This is a genomic window from Pseudomonas sp. SLBN-26 (genome assembly GCF_006715895.1).
In the GTDB taxonomy this organism is placed as follows: Bacteria; Pseudomonadota; Gammaproteobacteria; order Pseudomonadales; family Pseudomonadaceae; genus Metapseudomonas; species Metapseudomonas otitidis.
Map to the genome: position 1 here is coordinate 632696 of NZ_VFOB01000001.1, position 16446 is coordinate 649141.

Genomic DNA, 16446 nt, shown 5'->3' on the forward strand with positions numbered 1-16446 from the left:
AGGGCCGGCTTTGCGGTGAGGCGTTGCCTCAGGCGAGGGCGCGTGCGTTGGGTACGACGCTGGCGAAGTTGTCGGCGAGGGCGATGACCTCGACGCGGTGCATCTCGTCGGCGCTGATCACGCCGCCGTCAGGAGTGGGTAGGTCACGGGTGGCACAGGCGGCGGCGACCAGGGTGCAGCGGTAGCCGTAGTCCTTGGCGGCGCGCACGGTGGTGCTGACGCTGGAATGGGTCATGAAGCCGCAGACGATCAGGTCCAGGTGGCCGATCTCCTGCAGGCGGTCGTGCAGGTCGGTGCCGGCGAAGGCGTTGGGCAGGCGTTTCTCGACGACCACCTCGCCAGGCAGCGGGGCGGCTTCGGGCATCTGCTGGCCACGTTCGCCCTGGGGGTCCAGCAGGCCACCCGGAACGCCCAGGTGCTTGACGTGTACGACAGGAGTGCCTGCTGCGCGAGCGGCGGCCAGCAGGGTCGCGATCTCCTCCAGTGCCGCGTCGAGGCCGGGCAGGGCCAGGACGCCGCTGCGGTACTCCTCCTGGACGTCGATGATGACCAGCGTGGCGTTGCTCAGGGTGGTCGGCGGGTAGCCCCGGCCGCTGAGTTGGAACATGGATTTGGGAGCAGACATGCGAATCTCCGGTACGACGTAGGCCGCTATTGTCCGCCGTGTGACGCGATAAGTGAACCATGTCGCGCAATCCTCTTGCGGGAACCTTCCCGCCCGGCGCACCATCGAAGCCCTTCGGATGGAGTCGAAGTCGCCGTGTGCAAGGAGTTGCCGCATGAATGGCCTGTCTGATCTTCCCCCTTCTTTCTGGTTGCTGTTCGCCTGCGCCGTGGCCATCGCCGTGTTGCGCGAATTGCGTCGTGAGCGCCGGGAGGACCCCTAGGTGCGTCGCAAGCCCTGAGCGGTCGGGTGTAGAATCCGCATCCCGTTCCAAGAGGTAGAGCGTCGTGTCCGAATCCCGCCTGCGCACCCTGCGCGACCACATCCGCTGGGCCGTTAGCCGTTTCCATGGGGAGAACCTGTTTTTCGGCCATGGCACCGACAACGCCTGGGATGAAGCCCGCCAGCTCGTCCTCGGCGCCCTGCACCTGCCCTACGAGATCGCCGACAGCTACCTGGACTGCAGCCTGGAGGACGACGAGCGCGAGCATGTCCAGGCCCTGCTGAAGCGCCGCATCCATGAGCGCGTACCGGCCGCCTACCTGCTGGGCGAGGCCTGGTTCTGCGGCCTGCCGTTCGTGGTCGACGAGCGCGTGCTGGTGCCCCGTTCGCCCATCGGCGAGCTGATCGAGCAGGGCTTCGAGCCCTGGCTGCCGAACATGCCGGCGCGCATCCTCGACCTCTGCACCGGCTCCGGCTGCATCGGCATTGCCGCCGCCCACGCCTTCCCCGAGGCAGAGGTGGTGCTGGCCGACCTGTCCTTCGACGCGCTGGAAGTGGCCAACCAGAACATCGAGCGCCATGAGCTGGAAGACCGCGTCTACACCGTCCAGGGCGACGGTTTCGACGGCCTGCCCGGCCAGCGCTTCGACCTGATCCTGTCCAACCCGCCCTATGTCGATGCGGAAGACTTCGCCGACATGCCCGAGGAGTACCACCACGAGCCGGCCATGGGCCTGGCCTGTGGCGATGATGGGCTGGACCTGGTGCGGCGCATGCTGGCCGAAGCCGCCGACCACCTGACCGAGCAGGGCACCCTGATCGTCGAGGTTGGCAACAGCCAGGTGCATGTGGAGGCGCTGTATCCGGAAGTGGACTTCACCTGGCTGGAGTTCGCCCGGGGCGGGCATGGCGTGTTCCTGCTCAGTGCCCGCCAGTGCCGCGAGCACCAGGCCCTGTTCCGCGCCCGCCTGGCGGGCTGAAGAGGGCCTCCCCGCTCAGGGCACCTCTGAAAATCGGGGCGTGCCCGTCAGTGGGTGGCGATCCAGATCAGCAGGCCGGCCTGGAACACGGCGAAGACCACCAGGCAGGTGATGGTGAAGCGCAGGCCGCTGTCGTCGCGCTTGAGCTCGGCGACGCGGTCCTCCAGCTTGCGGATCTGGATTTCCTGCTGGTGCAGGTTGTGGTCGGCCTGCTGCAGCATGTTGGCCGCGTCCAGCAGGCCGATGACCTGCACCTTCTCCTTGTTCCAGTCATCCAGCAGCTCGCTGACGCGACCGGCGCCGTAGTGGGCGTGCAGTTGCAGCGGGTCCTGGTAGGTGACTTCGAATCCCTGGGCCTTGAGTACGTGGTCGCGGCGCTGGCGAATGTCTTCCGAGACGGCCAGCGTGTTCGGCAGTGCGCCGCCTTCGACCCGGTAGTGCGCCCACTGGCGTCGCGCCCAGTGGATGCCTCGGGCCAGCAGGAAGCGCCCCAGGCCACGGTTCTGGGGCTCCAGCCGCAGGCCGTCGTCGGGGCCGAAGCGGACCTCCTTGCTGCGGTGGTCGGCCCAGACCTCCAGGCGGTTCTGTTCCTTGCGCATGAGTTGCCCCGGCAGGTGCAGGCTGAGCACCAGCAGGCTGTGGTCGGGGCTGTGTCGTTCCACCTCGCCCAGCTCGATGAAGCGCAGTGGCCGGGGCCCCGTGGCGGCGTCGGCAGGCAATGGCGCGAGCCTCAGCAGCAGGTGGTTCTCCGGCGCCAAGTCGGCCCAGGGATGCGGTGGCACCACCACGGGCGTGGGGTCCAGGGCCTCGGGGTGCTGGGTGTCGGTGTCGCTCATCGGGCTTTCCTGTTACGGGCGCGGTGTGATCCGGTTATCGGCCGCCAGGCGGCGGGCTGGAGGGCAGGGCGGCGATGAACGCCAGCAGATGCTGGCCCAGCTCGCGAGCCAGGGGCGGCTCGGCGGCATTATAGGAGCCCAGCTGCTCCTGGATACCGGCCGGCGTGATGCGCAGGATGTGGTTCATGCTGCCGATGACCGCCAGCTCGGCATCGGGCTTCGCGGCCTTCAGGGCCTCGGCATCGGCGACGCCGACCTGGATGTCGTGGCTGCCCTGCAGGATCAGTGCGGGGACTTTCACCGCCGCGAAGGCCTCGACCGGGTCGTGGGCCAGCAGCGAGATCAGGTAAGGCTGCACGCTGGGTCGGAACAGCACCATCAGCGGTGGCGGCACCTCGTCCACGGTCCGGCCGTTGCGCAGGGCCGCGAGGATCGCGGCGCTCCGTGCCAGGAGCGGAGGCGGCAGGCGCTGGCGCAGCTGTTCCACCAGCAACTGGTCGAAGGGCCGGCCGCTGCCGGCGATCACCACCAGGGCTGCGGCTTCGGTACGTGGCGCGGCCAGGCTGGCGATCAGCGCCCCTTCGCTGTGTCCGATCAGGATCAGTCTGGAAAACCGGGGGTCGGCCCTGAGCTGGCGTGCCCAGGCGACGGCGTCGTCCACGTAGCCGTCCAGGCTCAGCTGGCGTTCGTCCGGCCCGGCGTCGTGGCTGGCGGCAATGCCGCGCTTGTCGAAGCGCAGGCTGGCGATGCCGTTGCGGGCCAGCAGCTCGGCGAGCTTCTTCAGGCTGTCGTTGCGCCCGCCCATGGGGTTGTTGCCGTTGCGGTCGGTGGGGCCGGAGCCGGCCACCAGCAACGTAACGGGGGCCGGCCCCTCGCCACCGGGCAGCAGCAGGGTGCCGTGGAGCACGCCGGTGCCGGTGTCCAGGTCCATGGGGCGCTGCAGCACGGTCTGGGCGGCGAAGCCGGTGGCGGGTGGGAGCAGGCTGCAGAGCAGCGGGGCGAGCAGGGTGTACAGCAGTCGGGGCATGGGGGAATCCGTGTGGGAGTGCCAGGCTTGGATGCCGGCACCGGCGCAAGGTTCGTGGGTGAACTGGTCGGGCGCCGCAGGTATACTCCTCGGCCTTTCTTCGAGGCCCATTTCAGCGGAGCACTGTGCATGTCCGGCAACACCTACGGCAAGCTGTTCACCGTCACCACGGCTGGCGAAAGCCACGGCCCGGCGCTGGTCGCCATCGTCGACGGCTGCCCGCCCGGGCTGGAGCTTTCCCTGGAGGACCTGCAGCGTGACCTCGATCGCCGCAAGCCGGGCACCAGCCGCCACACCACCCAGCGCCAGGAGGCCGACGAGGTGGAAATCCTCTCCGGCGTCTTCGAAGGCCGCACCACCGGCTGTTCCATCGGCCTGCTGATCCGCAACACCGACCAGAAGTCCAAGGACTACTCGGCGATCAAGGACCTGTTCCGCCCGGCCCACGCCGACTACACCTACCACCACAAGTACGGCGTTCGCGACTACCGCGGCGGCGGCCGTTCCTCGGCGCGCGAGACTGCCATGCGCGTCGCCGCCGGCGCCATCGCCAAGAAGTACCTGGCCACCCTGGGCATCAGCGTGCGCGGCTACATGAGCCAGCTCGGCCCGATCGAAATCCCCTTCAAGACCTGGGATTCGGTGGAGCAGAACGCCTTCTTCAGCCCCGACCCGGACAAGGTCCCGGAGCTGGAGGCCTTCATGGACCAGTTGCGCCGTGACCAGGATTCCGTCGGCGCCAAGATCACCGTCGTCGCCGAAGGCGTGCCGCCCGGCCTGGGCGAGCCGATCTTCGACCGCCTGGACGCGGAACTCGCCCACGCGCTGATGAGCATCAATGCGGTGAAGGGCGTGGAGATCGGCGCCGGCTTCGCGTGCGTCGCCCAGCGCGGCACCGAGCACCGCGACGAGCTGACCCCGGAAGGCTTCCTCAGCAACAACGCCGGCGGCATCCTCGGCGGCCTTTCCTCGGGCCAGCCGATCGTCGCCCACCTGGCGCTCAAGCCCACCTCCAGCATCACCACCCCGGGCCGCTCCATCGACGTCGACGGCAACCCGGTGGACGTCATCACCAAGGGCCGTCACGACCCCTGCGTCGGCATCCGCGCCACGCCCATCGCCGAAGCCATGATGGCCATCGTGCTGATGGACCACCTGCTGCGCCACCGCGGGCAGAACGCCGATGTGCGCGTCACCACCCCGGTGCTCGGCCAGCTGTGACCGGCGGCGCGCTGCCGTACTGGCGGCTGTCCGGTTTCTACCTGTTCTACTTCGCCCTGCTGGGCGCCACGGCGCCCTTCCTCGGGCTCTACTTCGCCCACCTGGGCTTCTCCGCCGCGCGCATCGGCGAGCTGGTGGCCATCCCCATGCTGATGCGCTGCGTGGCGCCCAACCTCTGGGGCTGGCTGGGCGACCGCAGCGGCCGGCGCCTGGCCATCGTGCGGCTGGGCGCGCTCTGCACCCTGTGCACCTTCGCGCTGATCTTCGTCGACAAGAGCTACGCCTGGCTGGCGATGATCATGGCCCTGCACGCTTTCTTCTGGCACGCGGTGCTGCCGCAGTTCGAAGTGATCACCCTGGCCCATCTCAGGGAGCAGGCCGCGCGCTACAGCCAGATCCGCCTGTGGGGCTCCATCGGCTTCATCCTCACCGTGGTCGGCCTGGGCAAGGCGTTCGAGGTGTTCAGCCTGGACGTCTACCCGGTGGCGCTGGTGGTCATCATGGCCGGCATCGTGCTCAGCAGCTGGTGGGTGCCCAATGCCACGCCGGTGGCCCGGGAGGGAGGCGCCACCGGCGGCTTCCTCGACCAACTGCGGCAACCCGGCGTGCTGGCGTTCTACCTGTGCGTGGGGTTGATGCAGCTGTCCCACGGCCCGTACTACACCTTCCAGACCATCTACCTGGAAAGCCTCGGCTACCCGCGCGGCTTCATCGGCCAGCTGTGGGCGCTGGGCGTGGTGGCGGAGGTCTTGATGTTCCTGGTGATGGCGCGCATCCTCTCGCGCTTCCCGGTTCGCCAGGTGCTGGCCGCGAGCTTCCTGCTCGCGGCGTTGCGCTGGCTGCTGCTGGGGCATCTCGCCGACAACCTCGCGGTGCTGCTGTTCGCCCAGGTGCTCCATGCCGCGACCTTCGGCAGCTTCCATGCGGCGGCCATCCATTTCGTGCAACGCCAGTTCGGCCCGCAGCAGCAAGGCCAGGGCCAGGCGCTCTACGCGGCACTCGCCGGCACCGGCGGCGCGCTCGGGGCCCTGTACTCCGGTTACAGCTGGAACAGCCTGGGCGCCTCCTGGACCTTCGTCATCGCCAGCCTGGCCGCCATGGCCGCTGCCGTTATCATTGCCACTCAATTGAAAGAGGAGCGGGCATGAACCGCGAAACACTCACCCGTGAAATCATCGAGGCCGGCCGCTTCCTCTATGGTCGCGGCTGGTCCCCGGCCACCAGCAGCAACTACTCGGCGCGGCTGTCGGCCGACCAGGCGCTGCTGACCGTCTCCGGCAAGCACAAGGGCCAGCTCGGCGAGGACGACGTGCTGGCCACCGACCTCGACGGCATCAGCCTGGAGCCCGGCAAGAAGCCCTCCGCCGAGACCCTGCTGCACACCCAGCTGTACCGCTGGCAGCCCGGGATCGGCGCCGTGCTTCACACCCACTCGGTGAACGCCACCGTTCTCTCGCGGCTGACCCTGAGCGACTCGCTGGTGTTCGCCGACTACGAACTGCAGAAGGCCTTCAGCGGCGTGTCCACCCATGAAAGCCAGGTGGAAGTGCCGATCTTCGACAACGACCAGGACATCGCCCGCCTGGCAGCCAAGGTCCAGCCCTGGCTGGACGCGCACCCCGAGTGCGTCGGCTACCTGATCCGTGGCCACGGCCTCTACACCTGGGGCCCGCGCATGAGCGACGCCCTGCGCCAGGTCGAAGCCTTCGAATTCCTGTTCGAGTGCGAGCTGAAGGTTCGCGCCCTGCAGGCCCGCTGACGCCACCCTCCGCCGAGGGAGCCTTGACCCAGACCGCCCGTGCGACCGGCCAGCAGAGCCGGAGCCGGCGACCAGGAGTACACCGATGAGCAGCCTTTCCGTTTACCACGAGTCCAGCCCCGACCTGCCGAACAAGGTGCTGACCCATGTCGACGACATCGCCTCCACCCTTGCGGCCGTGGGCGTGCGCTTCGAGCGCTGGCAGGCCAGCGCGCCGCTGACCCCAGGGGCGAGCCAGGACGAGGTGATCGCCGCCTACCGCCCGCAGATCGACGCGTTGATGAAGGAGCGCGGCTACGTGACGGTGGACGTGGTCAGCCTCGACCGCAGCCACCCGCAGAAGGCCGAGCTGCGTGCCAAGTTCCTCGACGAGCACCGCCATGCCGAGGACGAAGTGCGCTTCTTCGTCGCCGGACGCGGCCTGTTCACCCTGCACATCGATGACTACGTCTACGCCGTGCGGTGCGAGAAGAACGACCTGATCTCGGTGCCTGCCGGCACCCGCCACTGGTTCGACATGGGCGAGGAGCCGCACTTCGTCGCCATCCGCCTGTTCAACAACCCCGAGGGCTGGGTGGCCCAGTTCACCGGGGACGACATCGCCAGGCGCTTTCCGCAGTTGGAGGATTGAGGCCGTAGGCGGGGCAGGGAGCGTGGTGGGCTGAAGCCCACCCTATGCCCACCTGGTACACCCGCCTGATACGTCTGTCTTCGCCCATCCAGCCCTGCGATTGCGCCGGGTCCTGTGAATATCGAAATACCGGAGTCCGCATGCCCATCAAGGCCATCCTCACCGACATCGAAGGCACCACCAGTGCCGTGAGCTTCGTCTTCGACGTGCTGTTCCCCTATGCCGCCCGCCACCTGCCGGGCTTCGTCAGCGAGCACGCCGCCGAGCCGGCCGTGGCGGAGCAGGTGGAAGCGGTGCGTCGCGAGAGCGGCGAGCCCGAGGCCAGCGTCGAGCGTGTGGTGGCGATCCTGCTGGATTGGATTGCCGAGGACCGCAAGGCCACCCCGCTCAAGGCGCTGCAAGGCATGGTCTGGGAGCAGGGCTACCGGACCGGGCAGCTCAAGGGCCATGTCTACCCGGATGCGGTCGAGGCGCTGCGCCGCTGGCACGCCGAGGGCTATCGGCTGTACGTCTACTCCTCGGGCTCGATCCAGGCGCAGAAGCTGATCTTCGGCTGTTCCGAAGCGGGTGACCTGAGCCCGCTGTTCTCCGGCTACTTCGACACCACCAGTGGCCCCAAGCGGGAGGCCGGGTCCTACCGCCGTATCGTCGAGGCCATCGGGCTGCCGGCGGAGGAGGTGCTGTTCCTCTCCGACGTGGTGCAGGAACTGGACGCGGCGCGCGAAGCCGGCCTGCCCACCATCGGCCTGGCCCGCGAGGGCGGCGAGCTGGCCGGGCATCCGACCGTGGCCAGCTTTGCGGTGATCGACCCGGCACACACCTGAGTCGACCCTCTCGTCAGTAGTCCAGCCACACCGCGCGGTGGTCGGAGCCTTGCCAGGGCAGGGCGCCCACCGCCTTCACCGTGCGGTCGCTGCGCAGCAGAATCAGGTCCACGCCCAGCAGCCCCGGCCACCAGGTGGGGCGCACGCGCTGGGCGGTGAGGCGCAGACCGGCATCGGCCAGGAAGTCCTGCAGGCGCGGTGAGAACGCCGTGCTGTTGAAGTCACCCATCACCACTACTTCACGACCTTCCAGGGCGATCTGCTCGGCCAGCTGGCGCAGGCTTTCGTCCCGGGCTGCCGCCAGTTCCGGCCCCAGGGGCGGCGGCGGGTGGATGCCGTAGAGCACGGTGCCGTCATCCAGTTCGGCGCGGATATAGGGGTAGGCAGCCAGGCCGCGTGGCTCCAGCACCTGGCAGCGGCGCACCGGTTGGCGGGTGAACAGCGCCAGGCCGAACGGGCCGTCCTGGTAGCGGGCGCAGGCTTCCCGGGCCTTCAGCAGGGTCAGGCGTTCGCCCCAGGCAGGGGTGGCTTCGGTGAGGAACAGGGCATCGGCCGGCAGCGCGTTGAGCCAGGCGGCCTCGGCGTCGGCGCGGGGGTTGTCCAGGCGCAGGTTGTAGGCCATCACCCGGCGCTCCTGGCCGGTGCTGCCCGGCGCGTCGTGCGGCCAGGGGGTGAGGCCCCAGCCGATCACCCCGGCACCCGCGAGAACGAACAGCAGCGACGAGGCATTGCGCGGGTTGGCAAAGGCCCCTACCAGCATCAGGCCGGCCTGCAGCGGGGCGAAATGGCTGAACAGCTCCAGCACCCAGTGGAAGTGACCGAACTGGCCGAGCACGAGGGTGACCAGGCCAAGCCAGGCAAGCTGGTTGAGGTGGAAGCGCAGGGCCTTGAGCACGGAAACATCCTGATGGCGGCGGGTGGGAGATTGTAGGGCATCCACCGATGGACGGAACCTTGCCCGCCGCCATCTGCCCAACCAGCTGTTCACCTGAGGCGGCAGGGGCGCGATGCCCCCGTCACAATCCTGTGCATGGGAGGGCGCCATGAGCGGAGCGGCAATTGCTTTCTACGGCGGGCTGGGCGCACTTTACCTGCTGCTGACGGCCTGGGCGCTGTACAACGTGGTGACCAGCAACGTACCGCGCCAGCTGCGCTGGCTGTGGGTGGCGCTGCTGGTGCTGTTCCCCGTGCTCGGGCTGTTCAACTGGGCCTGGATGGGCCCGCGCAGGCGGCGCCCGGGCGCCGCCTGATCCGTCTTTCCCCCAACAGGAGCGTTGTCATGGGTTCGCTGCTCAACAGTCTGGCCGGTCTGGTCATCCTGGCCCTGGATATCTGGGCCATCCTCAATGTCATCAAGAGCAATGCCGAGATCGGCATGAAGGTGCTGTGGATCCTGCTGATCGTGCTGCTGCCGGTGCTCGGCCTGATCATCTGGGCCATCGCCGGCCCCCGTGGCGATGTGCGCTTGTGAGCCGCGGGCTACGCGCCTGGGTGGGCGCCCTGCTGGCCCTGGGCTGCCTGGCGGCCCTGGCGGAACCCCAGGATGACGCCTGGGCAGCGCTGCGCAGCGGCCAGGCCGCCCTGTTGCTGCGCAATGCCAATGCGCCGGGCGCGGGCGATCCGGCGGGCTTCCAGCTGCAGGACTGCCGGACCCAGCGCAACCTCGATGCCCAGGGCCGGCGCGAGGCCCAGCAATGGGGCCAGCTGCTGCGCCGCCACTGGATCGAGGGGCCGCGCATCTATGCCGGGCGCTGGTGCCGCACCCAGGAGACGGCCCTGGAGCTGGGGCTTGGCGCGGTGGAGACCCTGGACGCGCTGGACTACTTCGACGGTGACCTGGCCGCTGCGAAGCGCTTGCGCCAGCGTGTCAGCCAACTGCCACGGGGCCTGCCGCTGGTGCTGGTGACCCACGGGGTGAACATCGGCGCGCTGGCCGGCATCACGCCGGTTCCGGGCGAGGCGGTGATCGTGGCGATGCCGATCGGCGAGCCGCCTCGGGTGCTGGCGCGGGTGCCCGCGCCGCACTGAGTCAGATGAGTTGCAGCTGGTCCTGGGCCGGCTGCAGCTGGGCGCCTTCGAGACGCAGCAGGATGGCCTTGCGCTCCAGTCCGCCGGCAAAGCCGGTGAGGCTGCCGTCGCGGCCGATCACCCGATGGCACGGAATGATGATGGCGATGGGGTTGGCGCCATTGGCGGCGCCCACGGCGCGCACGGCCCGGGGGCGGCCGATCTCCTGGGCGAGGGCGGCGTAGTGGGTGGTCTGGCCGTGGGGGATCGCCTGCAGGGCCCGCCACACGTCCTGCTGGAAGGGTGTGCCGCGTGGCGCCAGCTTCAGTTCGAAGCGTGTGCGCTTGCCGGCGAAGTAGGCGTCCAGCTGCCGGCAGGCGTCGTCCAGCTCGCGCGTGGCGGGCTGCCAGGTCGGGTCCAGTGTCCAGGGCGTGGCGCTGTCCATGTGCAGCATGCGCAGCCCTTCCTCGTCGCCGGCTAGCAGCAGGGTTCCGATGGGGCTGGGGTGGTGGCGGAAGTACACGTCAGGTCTCCGTTGCATAGCTGTGCCAGAGGTACACGGCAGCGTAGGCGCGCCACGGTCGCCAGCGCTCGGCGCGTTCGGCGAGCTGGCGTGGGCTGATGCCGCCGGCACCCCAGAGGGGGGATTTGAGCAGGCCCAGGTCGGCCGTGGGGAAGGCATCCGCGTCGCCGAAGGCCCGCAGGGCAATGTACTGGGCCGTCCAGGGGCCGATGCCGGGCAGGGCGCAGAGCCGCGCCTGGAAGGCTTCGACGCCGTCCGCCAGGCTCAGTTCCAGCTCGCCCGATGCCACGGCGGCGGCCAGTCGGCGCAGGGTCTCGACCCGCTTGCCGGGCATGCCGATGCCGGGGAGGGCGTCTTCGGCGATGGCCGCCGGGGTGGGGAACAGGCGCAGGCCGTCGGGGCTTTCGGGCAGGGGCGTGCCCAGCCGCTCCACCAGGCGGCCGGCGATGGTCACCGCGGCCTTCACCGTCACTTGCTGGCCGATGATGGTGCGCACCGCCTGTTCGAACGGGTCGAAGGCGACCGGCAGGCGCAGCCCGGTGTGTCGCTCCAGAAGCGGCTTCAGCACCTCGTCCTGCGCCAGGGTGGCGGCAACGGCGAGCGGGTCGCAGTCCAGGTCGAACATGCGCCGCACCCGCAGGGCGATGTCCGCCTGGGCCGCTGCGGCCTCGTGCGGCAGTTCCAGCAACAGGGCATCGGGCGTGGGCGTGACGCGGAACCAGCTGTGCAGCTCACCCAGGCGGATGCTGCGGGTGTAGCCGTGTTCATCCACCCGTTCGACGCCGGGCAGGCGACGCAGGCTGAAGTGGGCGTGGAACTGGTGCCAGTGCCAGGGCGGCTGGAACGGCAGCGCCTGGCGCAGGAGAGGGGCGGGTGTCTGCATGGCGCGACGATACCCGCTGAGGGCGTGGCCTGTCGCGGGAAAATCGGCCGTCGCCACGGTTCGACCTGACACGGTGAGCGTCGTAGAATGCGCGCCTTTCTCCGGGCGGGCCGCTGTTCCGTCCTTCTGCAGCCACTACGGGAGACCGCTCATGAGCGATTACCAGGAAACTCTCTATGACGGCTACGGCCAGCGTTTTCGCATGGACAAGCTGCTTCACGAGGTCCGCACCGAGCACCAGCACCTGGTGATCTTCGAGAACGCGCGCATGGGCCGCGTGATGGCGCTGGACGGTGTGATCCAGACCACCGAGGCAGACGAGTTCATCTACCACGAGATGCTCACCCACGTGCCGATCCTGGCCCATGGCGCTGCTCGCCGCGTGCTGATCATCGGCGGTGGCGACGGCGGCATGCTGCGCGAGGTGCGCAAGCACAAGGCGGTCGAGAGCATCACCATGGTGGAGATCGACGGCACCGTGGTGGACATGTGCAAGGAGTTCCTGCCGAACCACTCCAAGGGCGCCTATGACGATCCGCGCCTGAACCTGGTGATCGACGACGGCATGCGCTTCGTGGCGACCACGGAGGAGAAGTTCGACGTGATCATCTCCGACTCCACCGATCCCATCGGGCCGGGCGAGGTGCTGTTCTCCGAGAACTTCTACCAGGCCTGCCGCCGCTGCCTGAACGATGGCGGCATCCTGGTGACCCAGAACGGCACGCCCTTCATGCAACTGGCCGAAGTGCAGACCACTGCGTCGCGCATGAACGGCCTGTTTGCCGACTGGCACTTCTACCAGGCGGCGGTGCCCACCTACATTGGCGGGGCCATGACCTTCGCCTGGGGCGCGACCCAGGGCGATGCCCGCAAGGTCTCCCTGGAGGTGCTGCGCCAGCGCTTCGCCGGCAGCGGCATCGTGACCCGCTACTACAACCCCGAGGTTCACCTGGGCGCCTTCGCGCTGCCGCAGTACGTGCTGCAGGCCGTGGGCAAGCCCAGCAACGACTGAGGTGCCCGGCCTCCTTTCCGGGGGCTGGCTGAATGAAAAAACCGCTGCCGGAGCGATCCGGCAGCGGTTTTTTCATGGCGGTGTGCTTCAGCCGAAGCGGTAGATGTCCATGCCCAGTGCACCGAGGGTGAAGCCGCTGTGGGCCAGGCTGAATGCGCCGCCGGCTCCGCGTGCGAAGTACAGCGGCAGCAGGTGCTCGTCGCTGGGGTGGCTGCGCACTGCATTGGGCGCCTGGGTGCGGTAGTGGTGCAGGGCGTCTTCGTCATCGCGTGCCAGGCGCTCGACCATCCAGTCGCGGAAGGCCTGGGCCCAGTCGGAGCCGTGGTCGTCCTGCGCGTGCCAGTCCAGCTCCCGCAGGTTGTGGGTGATGCTGCCGGAGCCGATCAGCAGCACGCCGTGGTCGCGCAGGGCGGCCAGGGCACGGCCGACCCGGGTCTGGAAGGTCGGGCCGAGGCGGCTGGGCAGGGACAGTTGCAGCACCGGGATGTCCGCTTCCGGGTACATCAGCGACAGCGGCACCCAGGCGCCATGGTCGAGGGGGCGCTGGTCATCGATGGCGGCGTCCAGGCCGGCGGTCTTCAGCAGCCCCTGGACTTCGCGCGCCAGCTCGGGTGCGCCGGGGGTGGGGTACTGGACGGCGTAGAGCGTCGGCGGGAAGCCGTAGAAGTCGTGCCAGGTCTCGGGGTGGGCGGCGCCAGTCAGGCTCAGGCCCTGGCTCTCCCAGTGCGCGGACACCACCAGGATGGCGCGCGGGCGCGGCAGCTCGGCCGCCAGGCGGGCGAGGGCGGGGCCGCTGGCGCCGGGTTCCAGCGCGAGCATGGGGGAACCGTGGGAGATGAACAGGGTAGGTAGCATCCGGGGCGTCCTCCGTTAGGATGGGCGCCATGTTCTGCGCTGGACGTATCGACTTCCAGCATAAAATTCTGCGCGTATCTATCGAACCATCAGGAGGATCAGGTGGAAGAGTCATTCTGGCAGGCACGTTGGCACAGCAATCAGATCGGGTTCCATCTCGATGAGGTCAACCCCTGGCTGCTGCGGCATTGGCACGCCCTGGCGCTCCCTGCCGATGCGCAGGTGCTGGTGCCGCTCTGCGGCAAGAGCCTGGACCTGCTGTGGCTCGCTGACCAGGGCCATCGGGTGCTGGGCGTGGAGCTGGCAGAGAAGGCGGTGCTGGATTTCTTCGCCGAATGGGGCGTGGAGCCGGAGGTGAGCGAGGTCGGCGCGTTGCGCCGTTTCAGTTCGGGGCGGGTAGAGATCCTCCAGGGGGACTTCTTCGCCCTGACGCCCGAGGACACCCGGGATTGCGTGGCGCTGTATGACCGGGCAGCGATCATCGCCTTGCCGCCGGCCATGCGCGACGCCTATGTCGCGCACCTCGCTCGCCTGCTGGCGCCGGGTTGCCGGGGGTTGATGGTGACCCTGGAGTACGAGCAGTCGCGGCTCGATGGCCCGCCGTTCTCGGTGCCGGAGGAGGAGGTGCGCGCGCGCCTGGAGTCGGATTGGTGCGTGGAGCTGCTGGAGCGGGAAGACGTGCTGGAGAAGAACTGGAAGTTCGCCTCGCGCGGCCTGGACGCCTTGCACGAGCCGGTGTTCCGCTTGCAGCGCAAGGGCTGAGGCTCGGCGATGGCGAATGAAAAAGGGCAGCCAGTGGCTGCCCTTTTCGTTGGCTTCGGTTGGATCAACCGCGGCGGCGCAGGGCCTCGATGCGGTCTTCCAGGGGCGGGTGGCTCATCAGCAGGCCGGCCAAGCCGTTCTTCAGGCCACCGTTGATGCCGAAGGCGGTCAGGCTGTCGGGCATCTGCACCGGTACGCCTTGCTCGGCGCGCAGGCGCTGCAGGGCGCCGATCATGGCGTTGGTGCCGGCCAGCTGTGCGCCGGCTTCGTCGGCGCGGTACTCACGTTTGCGCGAGAACCACATGACGATGATGCTGGCGAGGATGCCCAGGACCAGCTCGGCGAAGATGGTGGCGATGAAGTAGCCGATGCCATGGCCCTCTTCGTTCTTCAGGATCACCTTGTCGACGAAGTTGCCGAAGATACGCGCGAAGAACATCACGAAGGTGTTCACCACGCCCTGGACCAGCGCCAGGGTCACCATGTCGCCGTTGGCCACGTGACCGATCTCGTGGGCCAGCACCGCCTTCACCTCATCGGGCGAGAAGCGTTCCAGCAGGCCCTGGCTGACGGCGACGAGGGCGTCGTTGCGGTTCCAGCCGGTGGCGAAGGCGTTGGCCTCGTAGGCAGGGAAGATACCCACCTCGGGCATCTTGATGCCGGCCTGGCGGGACAGCTCCTCGACGGTCTGCAGCAGCCACTGCTCGTGACGGGTACGGGGCTGGGTGATGATCTCGGTACCGGTGCTCATCTTCGCCATCCACTTGGAGATGAACAGCGAGACCAGGGAGCCGGCGAAGCCGAACACGGCACAGAACACCAGCAGGCTGCCGTAGTTCTGGCCGGTGAAGCGATCTACCCCCAGCAGTTTCAGCGTGATGCTGGCAATCACCAGGACTGCAAGGTTGGTGGCCAGGAACAACAGAATTCGCATCATGATTGGGGCGGTCTCCTCACGGCGGAAAGCGGTTTGATATGCGGGGGTATATAAGGTTCGGGCGAGGGCGATTCAACCGAACCCTTATTTCAAACTGTGTCGCCTGCCGCGCCGTCGGGGCCGCTGAACAGCAGGCGTGACAGCCGCGCGATGCGTTCGCTGTTGCGGCTGGCCAGTGCTTCGCGCAGCTGGTGGGCGAGGGTGCCGTGCACCCGGCGCACGCTCGGCGGCAGGGCGCCTTCGTCGCCGACCGCATGGGGAATGCTGCGTGACAGGCGCAGGAAGCCCTTCTCCGTGAGCACGGCCTGGTCCAGCGCTTCGTAGCGGATGGTGCTCTCGTAGCGGATGTAGCCTTCCTCGGCCAGCCAGATCAGGGCGCCCAGGCAGCCCTGGTGGCGTTTACTGGGCAGGCCGAACTCGTCCGGCTCCTCGTGGCCGATCAGGTCCTCCACGTACAGCGCGGATTTGCGGGGGAAGGCGAGGTAGAGCGTCAGCATGCCGGCTGCGCAATCCTTGTAGAAGTCGTCGATCTGCAGGTCCATGGTCAGAGTGCTCGCGCCAGCAGCGCGTTGGGGAGCAGCGGCAGCAGGCGGCCGATCAGCGCCCAGGGCCAGCCGGGCACGTAGGCGCGGCGGGTCTGGCGCTCGATGTGCTGGGCGATCAGCCGGGCGCCGCGCTCCACGTCGATGAGGAAGGGTCGCGGCCCTGCTCCCTGGTTGATGGGGGTGTCGATGTAGCCGGGCAGCAGCAGGGTGGTGCGCAGGGGGCTGCGGTACAGCTCCAGTTCGAGGGCTTCCATGTAGCTGATCAGCCCGGCCTTGCTCGCCGAATAGCCGGCGGTTGCCGGCAGGCCGCGCTTGCCGGCAACCGAGGCCACGGCCACCAGGTGGCCATGGCCTTGCTCGCGGAACAGCTGGGCGGCGGCGTCGAGGCAGGCGATGGTGCCGACCAGGTTGGTCTCCAGGGTCTGCTGGAAGCGCTCGAAACGGCCCGTGCCGACCTTGCCCGCCAGGCCGATGCCGGCGTTGGCGATGAGCCCGTCGAGCCCGCCCAGGGCGTTCTTCGCCAGGCCCACGGCGTCCTGGCAGGCGGCGTAGTCGGTAACGTCGAGGGGCAGCACGGCGATGTTCCGACCGTGGTGCGCGCGCAGCTCTTCGGCGAGTTGCTGGAGGGTTTCCTCCCGGCGTGCCGCCAGGGCCAGGTCATGTCCCCGTGCAGCCAGCTCGCGGGCCAGGGCCATGCCGATGCCGGAACTGGCGCCGGTGAGCAGGTAGCGGCGGGGCTGGCCCATGGCGGTGCTCCT

The 16446-nt window shown here is 68.7% G+C and carries 21 protein-coding genes; 11 read left to right on the forward strand and 10 right to left on the reverse strand.

The genetic code is table 11. From position 1 onward, the window contains the following. Nucleotides 1–28: 28 nt before the first annotated feature. Nucleotides 29–625, reverse strand: coding sequence for a cysteine hydrolase family protein (locus tag FBY21_RS03055; RefSeq protein WP_044399773.1), 597 nt, complete (start codon nt 623–625; stop codon nt 29–31). 326 nt (nt 626–951) lie between these two features. Here FBY21_RS03055 and prmB point away from each other — a divergent pair, with 326 nt between their 5' ends. Next, nucleotides 952–1866 carry a 50S ribosomal protein L3 N(5)-glutamine methyltransferase gene (gene prmB, locus FBY21_RS03060; RefSeq protein WP_107330266.1) on the forward strand — a complete coding sequence of 305 codons (915 nt, stop codon included), beginning with the start codon at nt 952–954 and terminating at the stop codon, nt 1864–1866. Nucleotides 1867–1913: 47 nt separating this feature from the next. Here the strand turns inward: prmB and FBY21_RS03065 are convergent, their stop codons facing one another. Both FBY21_RS03065 and FBY21_RS03070 read right to left on the reverse strand, forming a co-directional pair. Then, nucleotides 1914–2702 carry a hypothetical protein gene (locus FBY21_RS03065; RefSeq protein ID WP_142008532.1) on the reverse strand — a complete coding sequence of 263 codons (789 nt, stop codon included), beginning with the start codon at nt 2700–2702 and terminating at the stop codon, nt 1914–1916. 34 nt (nt 2703–2736) lie between these two features. Continuing rightward, nucleotides 2737–3729, reverse strand: a complete 993-nt coding sequence (locus FBY21_RS03070; RefSeq protein ID WP_142008534.1) for an alpha/beta hydrolase — start codon at nt 3727–3729, stop codon at nt 2737–2739. Nucleotides 3730–3858: 129 nt separating this feature from the next. Between FBY21_RS03070 and aroC the strand changes: the two genes are divergently transcribed. The 5 genes from aroC (at nt 3859) to mtnC (ending at nt 8164) form a co-directional block, all read left to right on the forward strand. Beyond that, nucleotides 3859–4950 carry a chorismate synthase gene (gene aroC / locus FBY21_RS03075; RefSeq protein ID WP_142008536.1) on the forward strand — a complete coding sequence of 364 codons (1092 nt, stop codon included), beginning with the start codon at nt 3859–3861 and terminating at the stop codon, nt 4948–4950. Then, nucleotides 4947–6098: an MFS transporter gene (locus FBY21_RS03080; protein WP_142008538.1), complete on the forward strand. Its 1152-nt coding sequence runs from the start codon at nt 4947–4949 to the stop codon at nt 6096–6098. The genes aroC and FBY21_RS03080 overlap by 4 nt, the downstream gene beginning before the upstream one ends. Continuing rightward, entirely contained in the window at nt 6095–6709 is a 615-nt protein-coding gene (locus FBY21_RS03085) for a methylthioribulose 1-phosphate dehydratase (protein ID WP_142008540.1), read from the forward strand. The genes FBY21_RS03080 and FBY21_RS03085 overlap by 4 nt, the downstream gene beginning before the upstream one ends. 85 nt (nt 6710–6794) lie before the next feature. Further along, on the forward strand, nt 6795–7340 hold the full coding sequence (locus FBY21_RS03090; RefSeq protein WP_044399754.1) for a 1,2-dihydroxy-3-keto-5-methylthiopentene dioxygenase: 546 nt from the start codon (nt 6795–6797) through the stop codon (nt 7338–7340). Nucleotides 7341–7480: 140 nt separating this feature from the next. After that, nucleotides 7481–8164, forward strand: a complete 684-nt coding sequence (gene mtnC, locus FBY21_RS03095; RefSeq protein WP_142008542.1) for an acireductone synthase — start codon at nt 7481–7483, stop codon at nt 8162–8164. Nucleotides 8165–8177: 13 nt separating this feature from the next. Here mtnC and FBY21_RS03100 read toward each other — a convergent pair whose 3' ends face one another. Continuing rightward, on the reverse strand, nt 8178–9059 hold the full coding sequence (locus FBY21_RS03100) for an endonuclease/exonuclease/phosphatase family protein (RefSeq protein WP_160158556.1): 882 nt from the start codon (nt 9057–9059) through the stop codon (nt 8178–8180). A 148-nt stretch (nt 9060–9207) separates the two neighbouring features. Between FBY21_RS03100 and FBY21_RS03105 the strand changes: the two genes are divergently transcribed. From FBY21_RS03105 to FBY21_RS03115, 3 genes are read left to right on the forward strand one after another with little or no spacing between them, the layout of a single operon-like run. Further along, nucleotides 9208–9414: a PLDc N-terminal domain-containing protein gene (locus tag FBY21_RS03105; protein ID WP_044399745.1), complete on the forward strand. Its 207-nt coding sequence runs from the start codon at nt 9208–9210 to the stop codon at nt 9412–9414. A gap of 29 nt (nt 9415–9443) precedes the next feature. Then, entirely contained in the window at nt 9444–9635 is a 192-nt protein-coding gene (locus tag FBY21_RS03110) for a PLDc N-terminal domain-containing protein (RefSeq protein WP_044399742.1), read from the forward strand. Further along, entirely contained in the window at nt 9632–10192 is a 561-nt protein-coding gene (locus tag FBY21_RS03115; RefSeq protein ID WP_232060719.1) for a histidine phosphatase family protein, read from the forward strand. Before FBY21_RS03110 ends, FBY21_RS03115 begins: the two co-directional genes overlap by 4 nt. Nucleotide 10193: 1 nt before the next feature. On the opposite strand, the gene FBY21_RS03120 is transcribed toward FBY21_RS03115, so the two are convergent. Then, complete coding sequence (locus FBY21_RS03120; RefSeq protein WP_074973926.1) at nt 10194–10694, reverse strand: methylated-DNA--[protein]-cysteine S-methyltransferase; 501 nt, start codon at nt 10692–10694, stop codon at nt 10194–10196. A 1-nt stretch (nt 10695) separates the two neighbouring features. Beyond that, the gene (locus tag FBY21_RS03125; RefSeq protein WP_142008546.1) at nt 10696–11577 is read right to left on the reverse strand and encodes a DNA-3-methyladenine glycosylase family protein; all 882 of its coding nucleotides are present in this window, start codon (nt 11575–11577) and stop codon (nt 10696–10698) included. 151 nt (nt 11578–11728) lie between these two features. Between FBY21_RS03125 and speE the strand changes: the two genes are divergently transcribed. After that, the gene (gene speE / locus FBY21_RS03130) at nt 11729–12589 is read left to right on the forward strand and encodes a polyamine aminopropyltransferase (protein WP_142008548.1); all 861 of its coding nucleotides are present in this window, start codon (nt 11729–11731) and stop codon (nt 12587–12589) included. An 87-nt stretch (nt 12590–12676) separates the two neighbouring features. Here the strand turns inward: speE and FBY21_RS03135 are convergent, their stop codons facing one another. Then, a complete protein-coding gene (locus FBY21_RS03135; protein WP_142008550.1) occupies nt 12677–13444 on the reverse strand; it encodes a DODA-type extradiol aromatic ring-opening family dioxygenase in 768 nt (255 codons plus the stop codon). A gap of 102 nt (nt 13445–13546) precedes the next feature. On the opposite strand from FBY21_RS03135, the gene FBY21_RS03140 reads away from it, so the two are divergent. Continuing rightward, entirely contained in the window at nt 13547–14206 is a 660-nt protein-coding gene (locus FBY21_RS03140) for a thiopurine S-methyltransferase (protein ID WP_142008552.1), read from the forward strand. 64 nt (nt 14207–14270) lie between these two features. Here the strand turns inward: FBY21_RS03140 and htpX are convergent, their stop codons facing one another. The 3 genes from htpX to FBY21_RS03155 form a co-directional block, all read right to left on the reverse strand. After that, nucleotides 14271–15143: a protease HtpX gene (gene htpX / locus FBY21_RS03145; RefSeq protein WP_142008554.1), complete on the reverse strand. Its 873-nt coding sequence runs from the start codon at nt 15141–15143 to the stop codon at nt 14271–14273. Between the two features lie 89 nt (nt 15144–15232). Beyond that, entirely contained in the window at nt 15233–15685 is a 453-nt protein-coding gene (locus FBY21_RS03150) for a hypothetical protein (RefSeq protein ID WP_044399724.1), read from the reverse strand. Between the two features lie 2 nt (nt 15686–15687). Then, nucleotides 15688–16434 carry an SDR family NAD(P)-dependent oxidoreductase gene (locus FBY21_RS03155; protein WP_142008556.1) on the reverse strand — a complete coding sequence of 249 codons (747 nt, stop codon included), beginning with the start codon at nt 16432–16434 and terminating at the stop codon, nt 15688–15690. Nucleotides 16435–16446 lie beyond the last annotated feature (12 nt).

Excerpts from the sequence above, each read along its gene's own strand:
- FBY21_RS03055 (WP_044399773.1), bottom strand. The coding sequence starts at position 625 with ATGTCTGCTCCCAAATCCATGTTCCAACTCAGCGGCCGGGGCTACCCG.
- FBY21_RS03105 (WP_044399745.1), top strand. The coding sequence starts at position 9,208 with ATGAGCGGAGCGGCAATTGCTTTCTACGGCGGGCTGGGCGCACTTTAC.
- FBY21_RS03155 (WP_142008556.1), bottom strand. The coding sequence starts at position 16,434 with ATGGGCCAGCCCCGCCGCTACCTGCTCACCGGCGCCAGTTCCGGCATC.
- FBY21_RS03125 (WP_142008546.1), bottom strand. The coding sequence starts at position 11,577 with ATGCAGACACCCGCCCCTCTCCTGCGCCAGGCGCTGCCGTTCCAGCCG.
- aroC (WP_142008536.1), top strand. The coding sequence starts at position 3,859 with ATGTCCGGCAACACCTACGGCAAGCTGTTCACCGTCACCACGGCTGGC.
- FBY21_RS03110 (WP_044399742.1), top strand. The coding sequence starts at position 9,444 with ATGGGTTCGCTGCTCAACAGTCTGGCCGGTCTGGTCATCCTGGCCCTG.
- FBY21_RS03085 (WP_142008540.1), top strand. The coding sequence starts at position 6,095 with ATGAACCGCGAAACACTCACCCGTGAAATCATCGAGGCCGGCCGCTTC.
- FBY21_RS03135 (WP_142008550.1), bottom strand. The coding sequence starts at position 13,444 with ATGCTACCTACCCTGTTCATCTCCCACGGTTCCCCCATGCTCGCGCTG.
- FBY21_RS03070 (WP_142008534.1), bottom strand. The coding sequence starts at position 3,729 with ATGCCCCGACTGCTGTACACCCTGCTCGCCCCGCTGCTCTGCAGCCTG.
- htpX (WP_142008554.1), bottom strand. The coding sequence starts at position 15,143 with ATGATGCGAATTCTGTTGTTCCTGGCCACCAACCTTGCAGTCCTGGTG.
- FBY21_RS03090 (WP_044399754.1), top strand. The coding sequence starts at position 6,795 with ATGAGCAGCCTTTCCGTTTACCACGAGTCCAGCCCCGACCTGCCGAAC.
- mtnC (WP_142008542.1), top strand. The coding sequence starts at position 7,481 with ATGCCCATCAAGGCCATCCTCACCGACATCGAAGGCACCACCAGTGCC.
- speE (WP_142008548.1), top strand. The coding sequence starts at position 11,729 with ATGAGCGATTACCAGGAAACTCTCTATGACGGCTACGGCCAGCGTTTT.
- FBY21_RS03065 (WP_142008532.1), bottom strand. The coding sequence starts at position 2,702 with ATGAGCGACACCGACACCCAGCACCCCGAGGCCCTGGACCCCACGCCC.
- FBY21_RS03150 (WP_044399724.1), bottom strand. The coding sequence starts at position 15,685 with ATGGACCTGCAGATCGACGACTTCTACAAGGATTGCGCAGCCGGCATG.